This is a genomic window from Bacillus sp. CZDM1, from assembly GCF_055502545.1.
On sequence record NZ_JBUESO010000020.1, the window covers coordinates 39,091 to 60,144 of the forward strand.

Consider the following 21,054-nt stretch of genomic DNA (forward strand, 5'->3'; position numbering starts at 1 on the left):
CCTCCGCTTATTATGAAGGTAAAAATGGCTATTTCCCAATTTAAGCGGAAATTCTCCGCTTATTTTCCAAACACAGTAAAATCAACAACCAGCTTTAACACAGCCTTTACTTATATTCCAAAATTGCAAATCCATTGCCCTGCAGCTGGATAGTATCATTTGATAACTGTACTTCCGTATCATCCCAAAGGTTTTTAACTGTTTTTCCAGTTAACTGTTCAGGCAGTGGATATTCCACCGAATTCTCACTCGTATTAAGGATGACCAAGATAGTATTATCATCATTTGACTTCATATAGGCCAGGCATTTATCGTGGTTTCCAGGGTCAATAAAGGTAAGTTCACCGGCATTTCTTAGTAAAGGATGCTCCTGACGCAGTTGAATTAGTCTTTGTATATGATGAAACAAATCAGTATTTTGATTTTCCTTATCCCATTCCATACATTTTCGGCAGCCTGGATCCTGAGAGCCGCTCATTCCTATTTCATCCCCATAATAAATACAAGGAGTTCCGATGAAGGTTAACAACAAGGTAAATACTTGCTTAACCCTGTCCATATCCTCCTCGCATTCCGTTAAGATTCTAGGAGTATCGTGACTGCCAACTAGATTAAATGCCACTTCGTTAATATTCCTAGTGTACATATGAATCACACCGGTCATGCTCTCAACAAATTCTTTTGCCGTAATGGTTTGCATTGCCAGGAGCTTAAGGATATTCGTTGTAAAAGGATAATTCATGACCGCATCAAATTGGTCTCCCCGGAGCCAGGGCATCGAGTCATGCCATATTTCCCCTAATATATATAGGTCCGGCTTGATAGTCTTTACCTCTTTTCGGAATTCTCTCCAAAAGGCGTGGTCCACTTCATTCGCCACATCGAGCCTCCAGCCGTCAATATCAAACTCTCTCACCCAATAACGCCCAACCTCTAACAAATATTCCTTTACCTCTGGATTCTCCGTTTTCAGTTTAGGCATAAAGGGTGTAAAGGCAAAAGTATCATAGTTGGCTTGTGGTTCAGTGATAACCGGAAACTCATGGATATGGAACCAATCCTTATATAATGACTGTTCTCCTTTTTCCAAGACATCTTGAAAAGGAGGGAAGTAAAACCCACTATGGTTGAATACGGCATCCAGCATTACTTTAATTCCATTTTGATGACAAGCAGTCACTAATTCCTTAAAGGTTTCCTTTGTTCCGAACTGTGGATCTATCTCCATGTAGTCAATCGTATCGTATTTATGGTTGGAATATGCTTTGAATATAGGAGTAAAGTATATCCCTGTAATACCTAGTTCTTTTAGGTAAGGGATATTTTGAATCACTCCTTCTAGATCACCCCCGAAAAAATTCGTGGGTGTTGGATCTTCACTGCCCCAATCTAGCACACCTTCAGGATCATGCTTTGTATTTCCATTTGCAAATCTTTCAGGGAATATCTGATACCAGACAGTATCCTTTACCCAAGAAGGTGCTTTGAAGATATCTGCACTGTTCATATAAGGAAAACAGAAATAGTATGCAGTATCATCTAATGGAGGTTCAGAATAAAAACCCTTTTCAGTAAAACATACAGTTTCAGTGCCATCATCCATAATAAATCCATAGCGGAGGCGTCTGAACGGTGGATTTATAGCTGCAAACCAATAATCAAATAACTGGTCTGATCCACTTTTCCTCATAGGAGCAGTTGTTGGCTGCCATTGATTTTTCTTCCAATCATAGGGATCCCCATGTACTAGAGTGACCGTTTTAAGGTCATTCTTTTTTGTGCGAACTGTAATGTGTAGTTCATTATTTGCGCAAACGCATGCATAATTATCTTTAGGTCGATGATATATCGCTTCCTTTAACAATTGAGACAGCTCCTTCTTGATTCTTATTTATTTAAAGGTTATTGCACCCGTATAAGCTTGTCAATAGTATAAAAATAAGATTGTTGAGTCACCTGAGTATATTGGAATTCTGGAAATTTATGAACGAGCTTATAAAAAAAGTAGTTGTAAAATTGAAAAATGGGCTTATAATGAAATTATGTTGCGCAAACGCTTTCGCAAATGAAAGCGCTAACGAATACTTGTGCGATGTGCATGTTTCCTATTCAAATTACAGGAGGAGAAAAAATGAAAAAAGCACTTTCGATTTTCATGATGGTTGTTTTAGTGTTAGGTGTTCTTTCAGCTTGCGGACCAAAAAGAGAAACAGCAGGCACGAATGACACTGGGAAAAAGGAAGAAACAGTAAAACCAGAAAAACTAGTAGTTTGGGAAGATAAAGATAAATCAGGCTGGTTAGAAAAGGTAGCAGCTGATTTCGAAAAAGAATATGGAATTAAAATTGAGTATAAAGAAGTTGAAATGGCAACAAAAATGCGCGATCAGCTGCGACTTGACGGCCCAGCCGGGACTGGCCCAGATATCGTAACATTACCTCACGATCAAATTGGTCAAGTGGTAACAGAAGGGCTTCTTGCAGAACTTAAATTAGATAAAGAAGTTACGGATAAATTCTCGCAATCATCTATTGATGCACAAACATATGATGGGAAAGTTTATGGACTTCCAAAGTCCTCTGAAACACCAGTATTTGTTTACAATAAAGATTTAATGAAGGAAGCTCCAAAGACAATGGATGAGCTTTACGCATTCTCAAAAGATTTCACGAAAGATGGAAAGTTCGGTTTCTTAGGACTTTGGGATAACTTCTATTTCGCTTATGGAATCATCGGCGGTATGGGAGGATATGTTTTCAATAATAACGGTGGAACGCTTGATCCTGCAGACATCGGCTTAAATAACAAAGGTGCTGTTGATGGTACTGAATATATCCAAAAATGGTACTCAGAAGGATTATTCCCTAATGGTATCATCGGTGAAAATGGCGGATCTGCAATGGACGGTCTTTTCACAGAAGGTAAAGTGGCTGCTGTTATGAACGGACCATGGTCCTTCCAGCCATACAAAGATGCTGGTATTAATATCGGTGTTGCAGCTCTTCCAACTCTTCCAAACGGCGACCATGTAAAAACATTTATGGGTGTTAAAGGATGGCATGTATCTGCTTACTCTAAAAACCAAGAATGGGCTGCTAAATTCTTAGAGTTTATTACGAATGATGAAAACGCGAAATACCGTTTTGAACAAACTGCTGAAGTTCCAACAAATACAGCTTTAGTTGATGATCCGGCAATCAAGGAAAATGAAGGTGCAAAGGCAGTTGCTGAGCAATCACAATATGCTCTTCCAATGCCAAACATTCCAGAAATGGGTCAGGTTTGGGATCCAATGGCCAAATCACTGCAAACAGTTGTAACTGGTAAAACAGAACCAAAAGCAGCTCTTGATTCTGCTGTTGAACAAATAAAAGCCAATATTGCCTCTACAAAGTAGTAGTTTAATAGATAAATCGGCAGTACCTCAGAGAGTTTGGGGTACTGCCGAAAAATTATAGTGGTTTTGCTGCTTTATGAAGGAAAAATAAATCTTTTCCTTGATAAAGCATTGAAGCTTATAAAATGACATTAGAAAGGGGAGTTTAGGATGTCTAAAGATTTATCCTATGCAGCCAGTCACCGTAAGAAAGCATTGATTCTTTCCGTTATTCCTGGGTTAGGACAGCTTTATAACAAACAGTTTTTAAAAGGAGCCTCCTTTCTCATTATGAGTGCAGCTTTTTTCTATGTTTTCTATGATTTATTAAACATAGGATTATGGGGTTTAGTTACATTGGGGGAAATTGCATTTACAGATCATTCTATTTTCTTATTGGTTTACGGAATTCTAGCACTTATTGTTTTAGTATTTGGGATTGGTTTTTATTTATTTAACCTCCGAGATGCCTATAAGGTAGGGGCAAGTCGCGATAATCATGAACCTATTAGTACTGTAAAGGAACAATATAGAAATCTTATTGATAATGGTTTTCCTTATTTAATCATGTCTCCTGGATTTTTATTGCTTGTTTTCGTAGTTGTTTTTCCGATTCTATTCGTATTATTACTGGCATTCACAAATTACGACCTTTATCATTCTCCGCCTGCTAAGCTTGTGGATTGGGTATTATTTAAAAACTTTGTTGAGATCTTTAAGGTTGATATGTGGCGTCAAACCTTCTTCTCCGTTTTATCTTGGACCTTGGTTTGGACCTTCGTCGCAACTACCTTTCAAGTAGCATTGGGGATATTCCTAGCCATTATCGTTAATCAAAAGGATTTGAAAGGAAAAGCAATTATCCGTACCGTCTTTATACTGCCTTGGGCAGTACCGGCATTCGTTTCTATTCTTGTTTTCGCAGGAATGTTCAATGAATCATTTGGTGCGATTAACAGAGACATTCTAGGGTTCTTCGGTATTGAAGGTCTCCCATGGATGACAGAGCCGATATTCACAAGAATAGCACTAATTCTTATGCAAACCTGGCTTGGCTTCCCATTCATTTTCGCAATGACCACAGGTGTCCTGCAGTCCATTTCACAGGATCTTTATGAAGCCGCTACGGTTGACGGTGCATCCAATTTCCAAAAGTTTAAAAACATCACATTGCCGCTTGTTTTATACGCAATTGCACCGGTTTTAATTACACAATATACGTTTAATTTTAACAATTTTAATATCATTTATTTATTTAATGGCGGCGGACCAGCGATAACTGGCCAAAACGCCGGCGGAACAGATATCTTAATTTCTTGGATTTACCGCCTGACTATGACTTCAGCGCAATACTCAAAGGCAGCAACGTTAACCATGCTGTTATCGATTATTGTTATAACAGTTGCCATCTGGCAGTTTAAAAGAACAAAATCATTCCAAGAAGAGGATATGATGTAATATGAAAAAACAAAATTTTGCAAGACTCACCCTTACGTATTTAGTTGTCCTAATTATGTTTGTTATTATCCTATATCCACTCGCATGGATCATCGGGTCATCGTTTAACCCAGGACAAAGTTTATCTGGATCAAGTATCATTCCAAAGAATGCAACATTAGCCCATTACAAAGAGTTATTTGATACCGATCAAAGTAACTATATTTTTTGGTATATCAATTCTCTAAAGGTTAGTATTCTAACTATGATTTTCACAGTCATTTTAGTAAGCTTTACGGCGTACTCTTTCTCAAGATATCGTTTTGTGGGGCGTAAAAATGGGTTGATGACCTTTTTAATTTTGCAAATGATCCCTAACTTTGCTGCCTTAATAGCGATTTATATTTTGGCGACTTTAACGAAATTAATCGATACACATTTAGGATTAATCCTTGTATATGTCGGTGGACAAATACCGATGAACACCTGGTTAATGAAGGGATATTTAGACACGATTCCAAAGGAATTGGACGAATCTGCAAAAATTGATGGAGCGGGACATTTACGAATCTTTTTCCAAATTGTTATGCCGCTAGCCACACCTATTCTTGCAGTTGTAGCCCTATTTTCGTTCATTGCACCATTTGCTGATTTTATTATCGCGAGTATTTTACTTAGGACAGAAGAAAATTACACCTTGGCTGTTGGTTTATATGAAATGGTGGCAAAGCAGTTTGGAGCTGAATTTACCACGTTCGCAGCAGGAGCTGTTCTAATTGCAGTCCCAATAGCAATTCTATTCTTATCTTTCCAACGCTTCTTTGTGTCAGGTTTAACGGCTGGCGGAACAAAAGGCTAAGGCTGGAACAAGAGGGGTAGAAAATAAAAACCTTTTTCTACTATAATAAAAACAAAAACCCTTTGAGAGGGGTCAGGAATATGGCAGTAACCATTAAGGATGTAGCAATGCTTGCGAATGTTGCTCCATCAACGGTTTCTAGAGTAATCGCAGACAGCTCTAGAATTAGTGAAGAAACGAAGCGCAAAGTGAAAAAAGCAATGGAGCAGCTTGGCTACCACCCGAATTTTAATGCAAGAAATCTAGCAAGCCAATCCACTAAGGTGTTAGGCCTTGTTATGCCGAGCTCTAAGGATGTTGGATTTCAAAATCCCTTTTTCCCTACAGTATTGCAGGGAATCAGTGAAGGAGCACAAGAGAAAAATTATGCCTTGCATATGTCAACGGGAAAATCAAAAAAAGAAGTGCTTGATGCCGTGATTCAAATGGTGCAAGGGAAAAGAGTAGACGGGGTTATACTTCTTTATTCTAATGTTAATGATCCAGTTATATCTTATCTTAAGGAGCAGAGGTTTCCTTTTGTTCTGATTGGGAAACCTTATACAGATATTGAGGAAATTACTCATGTTGATAATGATAACGTCCGTGCAGGGAAAGATGCAACGGAGTATTTAATAGGCCATGGACACGAGAAAATTGGTTTTATCGGCGGAAGTGCAGAGCTTATGGTCACAGTCGATCGTATTGCGGGTTATCAACAAGCTTTGAAAAATGCTGATCTTACTATTAGCAACGAATATATGATTCATGAAGAGTTTCTAAGAGAAGGTGGTCAAGGAGCTGTCCGTGAATTAATGGCACTTGAGCAGCCGCCTACAGCCCTGGTTGTAGCCGATGATTTTATGGCTTTAGGTGTTCTCAATAAACTGGATGAACTCGGAATTAAAGTACCAGATGACGTATCTATTGTCAGCTTTAATAATGTGCTGCTTGCAGAATTGGCGAGACCGCCTCTGACCTCAGTGGATATCAATATATTTGAACTTGGCTATCAGGCATCGAAAAATTTAATCGTTATGGTGGAAAACAACAATGAGCCTACTAAACGCTTAATCATTTCTCATCAAATAATTGAACGTTCATCATGCACAAAGCCAAATCCAGATGGGATTAGAAAGGACATAACATGAAAAAAATATGGTGGAAAGAAGCAGTTGCCTATCAAGTGTATCCCCGCAGCTTTATGGATTCGAACGGGGATGGAATAGGTGATATTCAGGGAATTATATCTAAGTTAGATTATTTACAAGAGTTGGGAATTGATGTAATTTGGATTTGTCCAATGTATCAATCACCGAATGATGATAATGGGTATGACATTAGTGATTATCAAGAAACAATGAAGGAATTCGGGACCATGGCTGATTTTGACCAGCTGTTACATGAGACACACCAACGCGGTATGAAACTGATTCTAGATTTAGTGATCAATCATACGAGTGATGAGCACCAATGGTTTATTGAATCCCGCTCCGGTAAGGAAAGTCCAAAGCGGGACTGGTATATTTGGAGAGACGGTAAAGATGGGGAAGAGCCGAATAATTGGGAGAGTATTTTTGGCGGTTCTGCTTGGGAGTATGATAAAGAAACCGGCCAATACTTTTTGCATATTTTTTCGAAAAAGCAGCCCGACCTTAATTGGGAGAATAAAGAGGTTCGACAATCACTTTATGACATGGTGAATTGGTGGCTTGATAAAGGTATCGACGGATTCCGTGTAGATGCTATCAGCCATATTAAAAAAGAAGATGGACTAGAGGACATGCCAAATCCTAAAGGGTTAAACTATGTTCCTTGTTTTGATAAGATGATGAATGTTGATGGAATTCATACGTTTTTGGAAGAGTTAAAGGAAGAGACTTTCTCGAAGTATGACATCATGACTGTAGGCGAAGCGAATGGTGTAACGGTAGATGATGCAGCTGATGTTGATCAGTGGGTCGGAGAAAAGCACGGAAAATTCAATATGGTTTTTCAATTTGAGCACCTTAATCTTTGGGATGCAGAAGTGAAAAAAGAACTTAATATTATTGAACTGAAAGATGTTTTATCCCGCTGGCAGAAGGGGCTTGAAGGTAAAGGCTGGAATGCCCTGTTCATTGAAAATCATGATAAGGCTCGTGTGGTCTCCACTTGGGGGAATGACAAGGAATACTGGCGCGAAAGTGCAACAGCGTTTGCAGCCATTTATTTCTTGATGCAGGGTACACCTTTCATTTACCAAGGACAAGAAATTGGTATGACAAATGTCCAATTTGATTCTATTGATGACTATAATGATGTTTCTGCAAAGAATATGTACCGTTTGAAAAAAGCAGAAGGAGTTTCCCATGAAGAAATCATGGAAGTAATTTGGGCTTCAGGCCGTGATAATTCTCGGACTCCAATGCAATGGTCAGATGAAGTAAATGCTGGTTTCTCTACAGGCAGTCCATGGATTAAAGTGAACCCAAACTATAAAAGTATTAATGTTGAATCCCAGAAAAAAGATGAGACATCCATACTGAATTTTTACAAAAAGATGATTCAGTTAAAAAAGGATAATGAAGTGTTTACCTATGGCACTTATGATTTGCTGTTGGCTGAAGATCCACAGGTTTACGCTTACACTAGAAAGTTAAACCAGGATAAGGTACTGGTTATAGCAAACCTTTCTGTAAAACCGGTTAAGGTTAAAGATATTAGTGTAGATATTCACAATCTTTTTTTAAGTAACTATGATGTGAATGAGCAAGAAACGACAGTTAACTTGCAGCCATATGAGGCGCGAGTATATAGAATGAAATAGCTTAACAAAACGAAGGACGATTTCAATATTGAAATCGTCCTCAGATTGTCGAGAAAGGGTAATTTTCTCGGCAATTTTATATTTTATCAGAGTCTAACCTACGATTTTTAAAAAAATCGTGTCTGCTCAATGGCCTGTTGATTTCCACTCCAGGTGCTTCGCTTTCCGCGGGCGTGCCGGGAAGCCTCCTCGGCGCTGAAGCGCCTGCGGGGTCTCCCCCTGCCCCGTACTCCCGCAGGAGTCTTCGCACCTTCCGCTCCAATCAACAGGGGAGCATTAAATTAGAATTGCCACACACTTTCTCTAGCCTCGTTAAGTCTGTGGCAATTTTTTCATGTTTTGGCATGCTGCGGTGAGTAACACTTGTTCACTCGCATTATGCAACCCCCGTAACCTACAAGAGCAAAGCCCATGCAGTTCTTTCGAATCTGCGAAGCTTCGCTCTACTTTTTCTTTTCTAAATTTGTAAAGTACTTTACCTGACTTCGAAAGTCGGTTAAGTTGAACCTTCTCTTTATGTTCCTCCAAAAACATGGTCCAATTAATATAAAAAATATTATATCGAATTAGCGCGGTGAATCGTTAAAGTTTTTGAAAATAAAGTCTTCTTTTCTGAAAGATTGTGCCATTATCAATATTGATAGCAAGGAGTGGATTGGAGCGAAAGGTGCTTGACTCCTGCGGGATGTAGAGGAAAGGTCGAGACCCCACAGACGCACAGCGTCGAGGAGGCTCGACTTCCTCCCCGCGGAAAGCAAGCACCTGTAGCGGAAAGGAACGGTCCATTTGTATACAAAAAACAACATTCTATTAGAGAAGAGCCAAAATCACGTATGACTCTATTATATCGGAATGTTGATATCAACGTGCAGGAAGAATAAACGGCAAATAGTAATTTCACAAAGAATTCTAATGTGTTCTTTTTGGGGTGAAAGTTCTTCGAGAAATTCGTTATTAAAAAGTATTGTGATTCTAGTTATGCTGTGTTAATATAAATTCATTCACTTAATGCAAACGTTTTCGTAAATTTTTATATTGGTAAATTGGTGTGAATTACTAGATTTATATAGGGTTCCCAATTTACTTTAAAATATTACTAGTTTTGAAAACGGTTACTCTAGGTGGTTGTGCATAAATTTATGCAAACGAATTCATAGTAAAAAATGAATTAAAGACTTTCATTTTAGGAGGAAAAAAGAATGAAGAGTAAAAAATTTTATGCGGGAATTCTATCAACACTTTTAGCATCTAGTGTTGTATTAGGAGGATGTGCAGCTGGTGATGAAAAAGACAACGCAGATTCAGGGGATAAGGTAACAGTTGATGTTTTTCAATTTAAGGTCGAGTTTAAAAACCAATTTGAAGAACTTGTAAAGAAGTATGAAGAAGAAAACCCTGGTATAGATATAAATGTAAAAACAGTTGGCGGCGGTAATGACTATGGTGCATCATTAAAGTCAGCATTTTCTGCTGGAGATGAACCGGACATTTTTAACGTAGGCGGTCCGTCAGATGTTGAAGATTATAGAGAATGGCTGGCAGATATGTCAGAAACAAAAGCAGCACAGGCAGCTTTAGAAGGTACACTTGACAGCGTTAAGGATGGCGAAGAGACTCTTGGATTACCATTTAACCAAGAAGGTTACGGATATATTTACAATAAAAAGGTTTTTAAAGATGCAGGTATAGACCCAGCAGCAATTAAAACATATGAGGATTTAGAAAAAGCAGTTAAAACATTAGACAGCAAAAAGAAAGAACTTGGTCTTGATGCAGTATTCGCGCTGGCGGCTAAAGAAACATGGGTGATTGGTAATCACTTAGCGAACGTTTTCATGGCTCCTGATTTCAACCATAGTGTACTAGAAGCATTTAATGCAAAATCAGTACCATTCACAAAATCAGAAGAATTAAAGAGAATGCTTGACCTGCAAGCTAAGTACTCTGTACAGCCTGTATTAAGCCTAGACTATTCTCAACAAGTTGAGCAATTATTCTCATTAGGAAAAGTTGCGATGATTCAGCAAGGAAACTGGACTTATAACTCTATCTTAGATATCGATCCAGAACATGCTGAAAACAATATTGGTATGATTCCAATTCCTGTTGAAGGATTTGAAGGAAAACTTCCTGTAGGCGTTCCAATGTACTGGGCAGTAAACAAGAAGAGTGATGAAAAAGTAGTACAAGCTTCTAAGGACTTCTTAGATTGGATGTATACATCTGATACAGGTAAGACAGCTGTAATGGAAGACTTTAAATTTATCCCTGCATACGAAGGTTATGATACATCGAAGATTGCTGACCCACTTTCACAGGAAATTTACAAATATTCTTCTGAAGGCAACACAATTGGCTGGGTATTCTTAGGATCACCTATCGGTTGGCAGGAAGAAGTATTAGCTGTTAACATGCAGAAATATTTAAGCGGCGAAGGTTCTTGGGAAGAGGCAATAAAGTCTGCTCAAGAATCTTGGGAAAAATCACGTCAATAATCTCGGCTCATGATTTGACTGTATTTTCTAAAATAGATTGAACAAGCTAGTAATGGAATATAAGCTAACGGAGCATAACCTTAATGCTTCGTTAGCTTCTTTAAAAAAAGGCTGTGTTATTATTCATTGTTAATTTTCGTGTAGGGTTGATTATTCATAAGCGGAGAATTTCCGTCTATTGATATAAAGAAAGATTAAAAAGTCGATATAAGCGGAAATATTCCGGTTAACTGCTTTAAATAAGACAAAATCCAATGATTTGGATACCATAAGCGGAAAAACTCCGCTTATTATGAAGGAAATAGGGGGATTTCCCAATTTAAACGGAAATTCTCCGCTTATTTTCCAAACACAGTAAAATCAACATTTAGCTTTAACACAGCCTAAAAAAACGTGTTTATCTGGTTTGTTAGAGAATGAATCAGCTTTTAAAAGTACTTTTTTAAAATACTGCCGACACATACATATGTCGGGAAATGTATCGGGGGGTTTCAGGTGAGAAATCGGGATATATCGTTTTGGATTTTTGTGACACCGGTTCTTTTAGCTTTAGGGCTAGTGGTCATCATCCCATTACTCTATGGATTTGTTTATTCCTTCACAAATTGGAATGGTCTTACTGCAGATGAGTTTTTAGGTTTTGGCAACTACATTGATTTATTTAAAGAAGAAGAATTCAGAGCTTCACTATGGTTTACGATTAAATTTGCTGTTGTATCAGTCATTTTACTTAATGTCCTTGGTATGGGACTCGCTTTACTTGTTACACAAGGATTAAAATCAAGCAACTTCTTAAGAACCGTATTCTTTATGCCGAACTTAATCGGCGGGCTAATTCTTGGATTTATTTGGCAGTTTATTTTTGTCAGTGCTTTTAGCAGTTTAGGCGATTTGCTGGGAATTGAAGGTTTGAAGGGCTGGTTATCTACCACAGAAACAGGCTTTTGGGGACTTGTCATTCTTAATTGCTGGCAATGGGCTGGATATATTATGATTATTTACATTGCCTATTTGGAGAATATACCGGGTGACTTACTTGAAGCAGCGGAAATTGATGGGGCTAATAGCTTCCAACGATTTAAAAATATCATTTTCCCATTAGTAGCTCCTGCATTTACAGTAAGTATGTTTTTAACAGTATCTCACTCCTTTAAAATATATGATCAAAACTTATCATTAACAGGCGGCGGACCGTTCAACTCTACACAGATGGTAGCGATGGAAATTTATAAAACGGCCTTTAATGAAAACCAAATGGCTTTAGCACAATCAAAAGGGGTTATCTTCCTTATCCTTGTAGCAGCCGTAGCGTTAACACAGGTTTACTATAACAAGAAACGGGAGGTCGACTTGTAATGCAGCAAAAGAAAAGAAGTCGTTTTTTATTCGAAATTTTCGGCCTTCTATTAGCTATTCTTTGGTTATCACCCTTTTACTTAATGCTTGTCAATGCCTTTAAAACAAAAAGGGAGATTTTCACAGATGTTCTTGGGATGCCGGATGAATTTACCTCAGATAACTTTGTTGAAGCTTTTGATCATTTAGATTTTATTAGCTCTCTCATTAACTCCCTTCTTATTTCCATTTTAGGTGTAGGGGTTATTATCCTGTTTTCATCGATGGCAGGCTATGCTTTAGCAAGAAATAAAAGTAAACTGAGTGGTATTATCTTTTTCCTTTTTGTTGGTGCGATGCTTATTCCTTTCCAATCCGTAATGATTCCCCTTGTCTCAATTTTCGGTCAAGCTGAAATGCTCAATCGAGTTGGATTGATCTTTATGTATTTAGGATTTGGAAGCAGTCTTTCCATATTCTTATATCATGGCGCCATGACAGGTATTTCTAATTCACTAGATGAAGCTGCATACATTGATGGTGCGAACAAATTCCAAGTGTTTTGGCATATTATTTTCCCATTGTTAAAACCAATTTCAGTTACCGTTGGAATTCTAAATGTAATCTGGATTTGGAATGACTTCTTATTGCCATCACTTGTACTGAAAGAAGAGTCAGCGACGATTCCTTTAAAAATGTTCTTCTTCTTTGGACAATTTACAAAGCAATGGCATTTAGCCTTAGCAGGATTGACAATTGCTATTATTCCGGTCATTATCGCGTACTTCTTTGCACAAAAACAAATTATTAAAGGTGTTTCCGAAGGGGCTGTCAAATAGTAATATAATAAGGGAATGGTATATGTTGTTTTTTTGAAGAGATAGAATGAACAACTTAGAGAAGAGAAAATGATTATCCCTATCTTCATTGAGCACAATAAAAGGGGAGAAGAGAAATGTCGGTCACGATTAAGGATGTTGCTAAAAAAGCGAATGTGGCACCCTCTACTGTTTCACGTGTTATGTCTGATAGTCCAAATATTAGTGAAAAAACAAAACGGAAAGTTCGTAAAGTTATGGAAGAAATGGGCTATCATCTTAATCTTAATGCCAGAACTCTTGTCCAAAGATCAACACAGACAATAGGAATTGTCATGAAGAATTCAACAAGCCAATCTCTCCTTAATCCTGTTTTTCCTGAAGTGTTAAGTGGAATAAGTGCTTATTGCCATAAACAAGGATATAGTATGCTGCTTACCACAGGGGAGACAGAGGATGACATTTTTGTTGATACGGAAAAAATGGTCCAAGGGAAAAGAGTGGACGGAGTTATTGTATTATATTCAAAAAAGGACGATAAAGTGGTCCCCTTTCTCATGAGCTCCGGAATTCCTTTTGCCGTTATCGGAAAACCTGTATTCGATTCTAATAAAATAATGTATGTTGATAATGATAATTTACAAGCCGCGAAGGATGCCACTGACTATGTAATAAAACGAGGGCATCAGCGGATTGGATTTATTGGTGGAGATCCTAGGTTTGAAGTAACACAAGCGAGATTAAGCGGATATAAAGAGGCAGTAAGAGAGAGTAATTTGGAAATTCATGATGATTATATAAAGAATTTTCCTTACGATCGGGATCTGGGTACACTAGCGATTGATGAATTGTTGAATTTAACAGAACCTCCAACCGCATTCGTCATTACAGATGATTTAAATGCACTAATTGTAGTATTAGCATTAAAAGAACGCAATATTAAGGTTCCTGATGACATAAGTATTGTGAGCTTTAACAATACGATGATTTCAAGACTATCAACCCCTCCTTTGACTTCGGTAGATATCCAAACCTTTCAATTGGGGTATGAATCAGCGCGATGCTTGATTGAACAGATAAAAGAACCAGAAACGATCAATAAAAGAATTATTATTCCTGCACTTATTGTGGAAAGAGAATCATGTAAAGTGTATGGACATGAAGAAGTCTCTATTTAATTAAGAGAGGCATTCGTGCACAAAATAGTGCAAACGTTTGCCTTACATAAAATTTCTTTAATATAAGGAGAGAACATATATGAAGGTATTAGTATGGAATGAAAACCGACATGAAAAAACAAATCAAGTGGTTGCAGAAAATTACCCTAACGGGATTCATGGTACAATTGCCGAATTTTTAAAAGAAGACCAAATTACGGTTAAAACCGCAACGTTAGATGAACCTGAACACGGTTTAACGGATGAAGTATTGAATGAAACAGATGTGTTAGTATGGTGGGGACATAAAGCACATGAAGACGTTAAGGATGAGATTGTTGAAAAAGTTCACAAAAGAGTTCTAGAAGGTATGGGATTAGTTGTCTTGCACTCAGGGCATTTCTCCAAGATTTTCAAAAAGTTAATGGGTACTGGATGTGACCTTAAGTGGCGTGAGGCTGGCGAAAAAGAGCGTCTTTGGGTTGTAGATCCAACACATCCAATTGCGGAAGGACTTGGACAATATATAGAATTAGAGCAGGAAGAAATGTATGGTGAGCATTTTGACATTCCAACACCAGACGAACTTATTTTTGTAAGCTGGTTTGAAGGTGGAGAGGTATTCCGCAGCGGCTGCACGTTCAAACGCGGACAAGGGAAAATTTTCTACTTCCGCCCTGGACATGAGACATATAAGACTTATCATAATGCAGAAATTCAGAGAGTGATTAAAAACGGTGTAAACTGGGCTAAGCCTTCTAAAACTGCTGTCCCTGTATACGGAAATTCAAAGCCATTAGAAAAAATCTCAGAAAAAGCAAATGTTTAAATTTACGCGGAGCTAAAAGGAGAGAGAAACCATGTCATTGAAAGTTGCTGTTATTGGTTGTGGAAGTATTGCAAGACACCGCCATTTAGTCGAATACGATTCTCATCCAGCTGTAGAAATCACTGCAGTTTGTGATATTGTTGAAAATCGTGCAAATGAAATGGCAAAAAAATATAATGCAAAAGCATACACAAGTTATGAGGAATTATTTGCAAATGAAAAGATAGACGCAGTAAGTGTTTGTCTTCCGAATGCACTTCACGCGCCCGTATCGATAGCTGCATTAACCGCAGGATGCCATGTTTTATGTGAAAAACCGATGGCAACTTCGAGAGAAGAAGCGGATCAGATGATTGAGGCCGCAAAGAAAAATAATAAAAAATTAATGATTGCACATAATCAACGATTTGTCCCTTCACATGTTAAAGCAAGAAAGTTAATCGAAGATGGTGAAGTAGGAAAAATTTACAGCTTTAGAACAGCATTTGGTCACGGCGGTCCTGAAGGCTGGAGTGCAGATGGGAAAGAAAGCTGGTTCTTTAAAAAGGAACAAGCCTTTATTGGTGCAATGGGTGACTTGGGTGTCCATAAAGCCGATCTTCTTCGTTATTTGTTAGGAGAAGAATTTGTTGAAGTTGCCAGCTTTGTTGAAACAAGTGCAAAAGAAGGCTCTGATGTAGATGACAATGCTGTTTTCATTCTAAAATCAGAGAGCGGAATAATTGGCACACTTGCCGCTAGCTGGGCTTACACGGCGGGTGAAGATAATTCAACTATTATTTATGGTGAAAATGCCATCTTACGTCTAGAAGATGATCCAAATTATTCCTTGATTGTTCAATATAAAAATGGTGAAGTCGTCCGTTACGAATTAGGGAAGATTCAGTCTAATGATGAGGGCGGACAAAAGAATACTCATGTGATTGAAAACTTTGTTCATGCGATTGAAACGGACACTGAACCTCCTATTAGTGGTGAGGAAGGCAAAAAGTCATTAGAAGTGATTATTGCAGCAATCGAGTCAAATGAATCCAAGCAAATTACAAAGGTTAGTAAGGTGTAAGCATGAGTAAGATTAGAATGGGAATCATCGGGGTCGGAGGAATCGCCCAGATTAGACATATTCCAGTATATTTAAAAATGGCAGATAAAGTGACAATCACTGCGGTCAGTGATTTAAATGTGAGCAGGGCTCAAGAAGTTGCTGAGAAGAATGGCATTCCACATGTATTTACGGATTATCGACAAATGTTTGATTTAGTAGATGCTGTTACCATTTGTACACCTAATAAGTCCCATGCTGAAATTGTTACCGCTGCGCTTGAAGCGGGCATTCATGTCCTGTGTGAAAAACCAATGGCAATTACCACGGAAGAATGTGAAGCAATGATTGCGGCTTCCAAAAAAAATAATAAAGTTTTATCCATTGCCTATCATTATCGTCATAAAAAACAATCGCAAGCTGCAAAGGAAGCGATGGTTAATGGCGATGTAGGTGAGCCGCTTGTAACGAGAGTACAGGCATTAAGACGTAGAAAAGTACCTGGCTGGGGTGTATTTACAAACAAAGAATTGCAGGGAGGCGGAAGCTTAATTGACTATGGCTGCCACCTTCTTGATTTAGCATTATGGTTATTAGGCGACCCAGAACCGGTGCAAGTAATCGGTAAATCCTATAACCGTTTAAGCAAAATACCGAATCAGGTAAATGAATGGGGCTCATTCGATCCAGAAACATTCGATGTGGATGATCATGTGACAAGCTATATTACCTTTGAAAATGGATCATCGCTTCTATTTGAATGTTCATGGGCAGCAAATATAAAGGAAGATAAAGAGCATTTAAGTATTTCTGGAGTTAATGGTGGTATCAATGTATTTCCTTTTGAGCTGTATCAAGCTAAAAATGGAATGCTTTTAAATACAGAAGCAGCTGTCATCATTGGGGAAGAAGATGCAGGAGTCCCGCAAGCAGAAAACTTTATTGATGCGTGTCTGGGTATTGCTGAAATTGTGGTGAAGCCGGAAGAGGCATTAAAGGTAAACAAAATCATCGAATCGATTTATATTAGCAGCGAAACAGGGAAGAGTGTTCAATATAACAAATAGAATGGAGGTTGGCGGAATTGAAATTAGGCGTTTTTACCGTTTTATTTTCTAGCAAATCATTTGAGGATATGCTTGATCATGTCCAAGCTTCAGGTTTAAAAGCCGTTGAAATCGGAACTGGCTGTTATCCTGGAAATGCCCACTGTCCGTTAGAAGAATTACTTGAAAGTGAAGAAAAGCGAGCGGAATATCTTGAAAAAGTCCATTCCCGTGGTTTAACGATCAGTGCATTCAGCTGTCATGGAAACCCGATTTCACCTGACGAGCAATTTGCGAAAGAATCTCATGATACCTTAACCAAAACAATTAAGCTGGCAGCACTGATGAGTGTACCAGTAGTGAATACTTTTTCGGGAATACCTGGAGACCAGGAAGGAGCTAAGTTTCCTAACTGGCCTGTAACGCCATGGCCAAATGAGTATTCTGACCTTTTAACCTGGCAATGGGAGGAAAAACTAATCCCGTATTGGAAACAGCAAGGTGAGTTTGCTAAAGAAAATGGGGTAAAGATTGGCTTGGAGCTTCATGCAGGTTTCCTTGTTCACACCCCTTATACCATGTTGAAATTACGAGAAGCAACTTGTGATGCAATCGGCGCCAACCTTGATCCTAGTCATTTATGGTGGCAGGGAATTGATCCTGTTGCAGCGATAAAAATACTAGGCAAGGAAAATGCCATCCATCATTTCCATGCGAAAGATACATACATCGATCAAGAAAATGTAAATATGTATGGATTAACGGACATGCAGCCATATTCGAACGTACAAACTCGTGCTTGGACTTTTCGTTCAGTAGGATATGGGCATAGTATTCAAGAGTGGTCAAATATCGTAAGTGCCCTTAAGACATATGGGTACGATTACGTGATCAGCATCGAGCATGAAGACCCAATCATGTCAATTGATGAAGGCTTCAGCCGGGCAGTGAAAAATTTAAAAAGCGTGATTATCGAAGAAACCCCAACCGATATATGGTGGGCTTAGGACCCCTATAAAAAAGTGCCTCCCTTTAAGTAAACTTGTGTTAAGACACGAGCCATCTATACTTAAAGGGTTTTTTTAAATTGTTGGGAGTAAAGGAGGAGGAAAATGAAAGGATCTTCTGATCTAATGGGGGGATTATACCGCCTATGTGAATGGATTATGAGATTTACTGTAATCAATTTATTATGGTTCCTATTTAATATTCCTATTGTTTTCATATTATTGACAATCATATTTGTTGAGCAAAAAGTGGTCTTGGTCGTTTTACTCGTGCCGCTTATCATTTTGCTGCCTTTATTATTTTTTCCGGCAACGACCGCGATGTTTGCTTCAGCAAGGGATTGGGTTATCCAGGAAGAGAGTACCTCTATCAGGCAATATTGGCGTTACTATAAAGAAAACTACAAAAAAAGTCTGCTTGGGGGGTTAGTCTTAACGGCAATCTGGACTTTCTGGGCAGTGGATTTCTACTATTTTAGTAAGGAAAATATTATCTTTATGGGCATTTTCCTACTAATAGGAATTGTATTATTTGTATTTTCCATCAACTTCTTTTCGATTATTGCTCATTATCACATGAAAGTAGTGCCTGCAATGAAAAATGCCTTACTGATTACATTTGGAAGTCCGGTACTATTCTTAACGATTCTCATTAGTAATAGCATCCTTTTATACCTCAGTTTAAATGTATTTTGGTTTTTGCTTCCCTTTTTTACGGGGTCATTAATCGCGTATTTATCATTTTCTGCATTTTATCGATTTTATCTAAAAGTAATATCAGCTTGAATTGGCAAAAGTAACAGTAAGACACTCAAATCGAAATTGGGAGGCAAAATTTTGGAAAAAAAGTGGTGGAAGGAAAGTGTCGTCTATCAAATATATCCGCGAAGCTTTAAGGATAGTAATGGCGATGGCATTGGCGATATTAAAGGAATCATTGAAAAACTAGATTACTTATATGAGTTGGGGATAGATGTGATTTGGCTTTCTCCCGTATATGAGTCTCCAAATGATGATGGTGGTTATGATATCAGTGACTATCAAGCCATTATGGATGAGTTTGGTACCATTGAAGATTGGGAGACTATGCTTAGTGAGATACATAAAAGAGATATGAAGCTGATGATGGATTTGGTTGTAAACCATACATCGGATGAACACAAATGGTTTATCGAATCAAGGCAATCAAAGGACAATCCCTACCGTGATTATTATATTTGGAGGCCAGGTGAAAAAGGGGAGGAGCCGAGTAACTGGCAATCCTTTTTTAGCGGATCTACTTGGCAATATGACCAAGTTTCGGATGAATATTATCTTCACTTATTTAGCAAAAAACAGCCTGATTTGAACTGGGAAAATCCAAAGCTGCGCCAAGAAATTTATGACATGATGACCTGGTGGTTAGAAAAGGGGATTGATGGTTTCCGTATGGATGTCATCAATGTGATTTCTAAAGACTCAAATTTTCCTGACGTTGAAGAAAGAAACCGTAAAGGAAAATACCAGTGGGCAGGGAAATATTTCGTCAATGGACCGAGAATTCATGAATATCTTCGGGAAATGAAAGAAAAAGTGTTATCTAAGTATGACATTATGACTGTAGGAGAAATGCCTGAAGTTAATCCTGAGGACGCACTGAAATATACAGATCAAAACGATGGAACCTTAAACATGGTCTTCCAGTTTGAACATATGAGAGTCGATGCTAAAAATAATATAAAATGGGATGTAAAACCTTTTGACTTAAAAGAGTTAAAGCAGATCATGACAAAATGGCAAAAGATTCTCGAAGGTAAGGGCTGGAATAGTTTATATTTAAGCAATCATGATCAGGCTCGTCCTGTTTCTCGTTTTGGTAATGATCAAGAGTATCGGGTGGAATCAGCAAAAATGCTCGGAACATGGCTGCATATGATGCAGGGGACTCCATATATTTATCAAGGAGAAGAAATTGGGATGACCAATTTAAGATTTCCAGCGATTGATGATCATCGTTGTATTGAAACGCTAAACATGTATAAGGATGCTACGGAGAATCAAGGGAAAAACCCTGAAGATGTTATGAACGCTATTTATGCAAAAAGCCGCGATAATGCCAGAACGCCAATGCAATGGGATGATTCCGGCCAAGCTGGCTTTACAACTGGGGAGCCTTGGTTGATGGTGAATCCAAATTATAGGGAAATTAATGCTGAAAAGGCTATTTCTGACCCAAATTCAATCTATCATTATTATAAAAAATTGATTCAGTTAAGAAAAGCATATCCGATTATTGTGTATGGGAAATATGATTTACTATATGCAGACCACGAAAAAATAGCTGCATATACAAGGACATTAAAAAATGAAATGTTACTTGTTGTAACGAATTTTAGTTCGGAACAGCCTGTTTTTATTCTGCCTGAAACCATTACATATAAATCTCATGATTTATTAATTGGTAATTATGTTATAGAAAGTAATGAAAATATCAAAAGTTTTCAATTGAAACCGTATGAAGCCAGAGTTTATTTATTACGGTCGTAAGCGGAAGAATTAGAGGTAAAGCAACTGGCCAATATTTTTTTTTCGAAAAAGCAGCCCGGCCTTAATTGGGAGAAAAAAGAGGTTCGACAAACACTTTATGACATGGTGAATGGGTGGCTTGATCACCAGCAAAAGTAAAATAAGCGGATATTTTCCGGTTAAATGAAGAATGGAGCTCGTTTCGGGGGAAATAAGGGGAGGTTTTCCACTAGCATTGCAAAAATATCCACAAGGGTATACAAATATTACTTTATATGGATTATAAGTATAATTTTTCCATACTGATTTCTTGACTCTGAGCCAAAAAGTCAAGGGGTTTGTAATCGAACCCAGTTATCC

17 protein-coding genes and 1 pseudogene are annotated in these 21,054 nt (G+C 38.1%); 16 read left to right on the forward strand and 2 right to left on the reverse strand.

What is annotated here, in order from left to right; genetic code table 11:
- Positions 1–106: 106 nt before the first annotated feature.
- Positions 107–1,864, reverse strand: a complete 1,758-nt coding sequence (locus ACY3XC_RS26440; RefSeq protein WP_464871216.1) for an alpha-glycosidase — start codon at positions 1,862–1,864, stop codon at positions 107–109.
- A 267-nt stretch (positions 1,865–2,131) separates the two neighbouring features.
- On the opposite strand from ACY3XC_RS26440, the gene ACY3XC_RS26445 reads away from it, so the two are divergent.
- From ACY3XC_RS26445 to ACY3XC_RS26465, 5 genes are all read left to right on the forward strand, one after another.
- The gene (locus tag ACY3XC_RS26445) at positions 2,132–3,397 is read left to right on the forward strand and encodes an extracellular solute-binding protein (protein ID WP_464871217.1); all 1,266 of its coding nucleotides are present in this window, start codon (positions 2,132–2,134) and stop codon (positions 3,395–3,397) included.
- A gap of 150 nt (positions 3,398–3,547) precedes the next feature.
- A complete protein-coding gene (locus ACY3XC_RS26450) occupies positions 3,548–4,834 on the forward strand; it encodes an ABC transporter permease subunit (protein ID WP_464871218.1) in 1,287 nt (428 codons plus the stop codon).
- A gap of 1 nt (position 4,835) precedes the next feature.
- The gene (locus ACY3XC_RS26455; RefSeq protein ID WP_464871219.1) at positions 4,836–5,672 is read left to right on the forward strand and encodes a sugar ABC transporter permease; all 837 of its coding nucleotides are present in this window, start codon (positions 4,836–4,838) and stop codon (positions 5,670–5,672) included.
- A gap of 80 nt (positions 5,673–5,752) precedes the next feature.
- Entirely contained in the window at positions 5,753–6,802 is a 1,050-nt protein-coding gene (locus ACY3XC_RS26460; protein ID WP_464871220.1) for a LacI family DNA-binding transcriptional regulator, read from the forward strand.
- Positions 6,799–8,460 carry a glycoside hydrolase family 13 protein gene (locus ACY3XC_RS26465; RefSeq protein ID WP_464871221.1) on the forward strand — a complete coding sequence of 554 codons (1,662 nt, stop codon included), beginning with the start codon at positions 6,799–6,801 and terminating at the stop codon, positions 8,458–8,460. The genes ACY3XC_RS26460 and ACY3XC_RS26465 overlap by 4 nt, the downstream gene beginning before the upstream one ends.
- 312 nt (positions 8,461–8,772) lie before the next feature.
- Here the strand turns inward: ACY3XC_RS26465 and ACY3XC_RS26470 are convergent.
- Positions 8,773–8,985: pseudogene (locus ACY3XC_RS26470) on the reverse strand (transposase); the annotation flags it as partial.
- A 674-nt stretch (positions 8,986–9,659) separates the two neighbouring features.
- Between ACY3XC_RS26470 and ACY3XC_RS26475 the strand changes: the two are divergent.
- The 11 genes from ACY3XC_RS26475 to ACY3XC_RS26525 all read left to right on the forward strand — a co-directional run bounded on the left by ACY3XC_RS26475 (position 9,660) and on the right by ACY3XC_RS26525 (position 20,853).
- A complete protein-coding gene (locus tag ACY3XC_RS26475; RefSeq protein ID WP_464871222.1) occupies positions 9,660–10,955 on the forward strand; it encodes an ABC transporter substrate-binding protein in 1,296 nt (431 codons plus the stop codon).
- A gap of 495 nt (positions 10,956–11,450) precedes the next feature.
- Positions 11,451–12,311, forward strand: coding sequence for a carbohydrate ABC transporter permease (locus ACY3XC_RS26480; RefSeq protein ID WP_464871223.1), 861 nt, complete (start codon positions 11,451–11,453; stop codon positions 12,309–12,311).
- Positions 12,311–13,129, forward strand: coding sequence for a carbohydrate ABC transporter permease (locus ACY3XC_RS26485; protein WP_179160169.1), 819 nt, complete (start codon positions 12,311–12,313; stop codon positions 13,127–13,129). The genes ACY3XC_RS26480 and ACY3XC_RS26485 overlap by 1 nt, the downstream gene beginning before the upstream one ends.
- Positions 13,130–13,245: 116 nt before the next feature.
- Entirely contained in the window at positions 13,246–14,286 is a 1,041-nt protein-coding gene (locus ACY3XC_RS26490) for a LacI family DNA-binding transcriptional regulator (RefSeq protein WP_464871224.1), read from the forward strand.
- 79 nt (positions 14,287–14,365) lie between these two features.
- Entirely contained in the window at positions 14,366–15,094 is a 729-nt protein-coding gene (locus ACY3XC_RS26495) for a ThuA domain-containing protein (protein WP_464871225.1), read from the forward strand.
- Positions 15,095–15,125: 31 nt separating this feature from the next.
- Complete coding sequence (locus tag ACY3XC_RS26500; protein ID WP_464871226.1) at positions 15,126–16,157, forward strand: Gfo/Idh/MocA family protein; 1,032 nt, start codon at positions 15,126–15,128, stop codon at positions 16,155–16,157.
- Positions 16,158–16,159: 2 nt separating this feature from the next.
- The gene (locus ACY3XC_RS26505; RefSeq protein WP_464871227.1) at positions 16,160–17,203 is read left to right on the forward strand and encodes a Gfo/Idh/MocA family protein; all 1,044 of its coding nucleotides are present in this window, start codon (positions 16,160–16,162) and stop codon (positions 17,201–17,203) included.
- Between the two features lie 17 nt (positions 17,204–17,220).
- A complete protein-coding gene (locus ACY3XC_RS26510) occupies positions 17,221–18,189 on the forward strand; it encodes a sugar phosphate isomerase/epimerase family protein (protein WP_179160164.1) in 969 nt (322 codons plus the stop codon).
- A gap of 105 nt (positions 18,190–18,294) precedes the next feature.
- On the forward strand, positions 18,295–18,975 hold the full coding sequence (locus ACY3XC_RS26515; RefSeq protein ID WP_464871228.1) for a YesL family protein: 681 nt from the start codon (positions 18,295–18,297) through the stop codon (positions 18,973–18,975).
- Between the two features lie 51 nt (positions 18,976–19,026).
- Positions 19,027–20,715: a glycoside hydrolase family 13 protein gene (locus ACY3XC_RS26520; RefSeq protein WP_464871229.1), complete on the forward strand. Its 1,689-nt coding sequence runs from the start codon at positions 19,027–19,029 to the stop codon at positions 20,713–20,715.
- A 33-nt stretch (positions 20,716–20,748) separates the two neighbouring features.
- The gene (locus tag ACY3XC_RS26525; RefSeq protein WP_464871230.1) at positions 20,749–20,853 is read left to right on the forward strand and encodes an alpha-amylase family glycosyl hydrolase; all 105 of its coding nucleotides are present in this window, start codon (positions 20,749–20,751) and stop codon (positions 20,851–20,853) included.
- Positions 20,854–21,054: the final 201 nt, after the last annotated feature.

Bases quoted from the DNA above. Each gene is read 5' to 3' on its own strand.
- ACY3XC_RS26445 (WP_464871217.1), top strand. From the start codon at position 2,132: ATGAAAAAAGCACTTTCGATTTTCATGATGGTTGTTTTAGTGTTAGGT.
- ACY3XC_RS26450 (WP_464871218.1), top strand. From the start codon at position 3,548: ATGTCTAAAGATTTATCCTATGCAGCCAGTCACCGTAAGAAAGCATTG.
- ACY3XC_RS26455 (WP_464871219.1), top strand. From the start codon at position 4,836: ATGAAAAAACAAAATTTTGCAAGACTCACCCTTACGTATTTAGTTGTC.
- ACY3XC_RS26460 (WP_464871220.1), top strand. From the start codon at position 5,753: ATGGCAGTAACCATTAAGGATGTAGCAATGCTTGCGAATGTTGCTCCA.
- ACY3XC_RS26465 (WP_464871221.1), top strand. From the start codon at position 6,799: ATGAAAAAAATATGGTGGAAAGAAGCAGTTGCCTATCAAGTGTATCCC.
- ACY3XC_RS26475 (WP_464871222.1), top strand. From the start codon at position 9,660: ATGAAGAGTAAAAAATTTTATGCGGGAATTCTATCAACACTTTTAGCA.
- ACY3XC_RS26485 (WP_179160169.1), top strand. From the start codon at position 12,311: ATGCAGCAAAAGAAAAGAAGTCGTTTTTTATTCGAAATTTTCGGCCTT.
- ACY3XC_RS26490 (WP_464871224.1), top strand. From the start codon at position 13,246: ATGTCGGTCACGATTAAGGATGTTGCTAAAAAAGCGAATGTGGCACCC.
- ACY3XC_RS26495 (WP_464871225.1), top strand. From the start codon at position 14,366: ATGAAGGTATTAGTATGGAATGAAAACCGACATGAAAAAACAAATCAA.
- ACY3XC_RS26500 (WP_464871226.1), top strand. From the start codon at position 15,126: ATGTCATTGAAAGTTGCTGTTATTGGTTGTGGAAGTATTGCAAGACAC.
- ACY3XC_RS26505 (WP_464871227.1), top strand. From the start codon at position 16,160: ATGAGTAAGATTAGAATGGGAATCATCGGGGTCGGAGGAATCGCCCAG.
- ACY3XC_RS26515 (WP_464871228.1), top strand. From the start codon at position 18,295: ATGAAAGGATCTTCTGATCTAATGGGGGGATTATACCGCCTATGTGAA.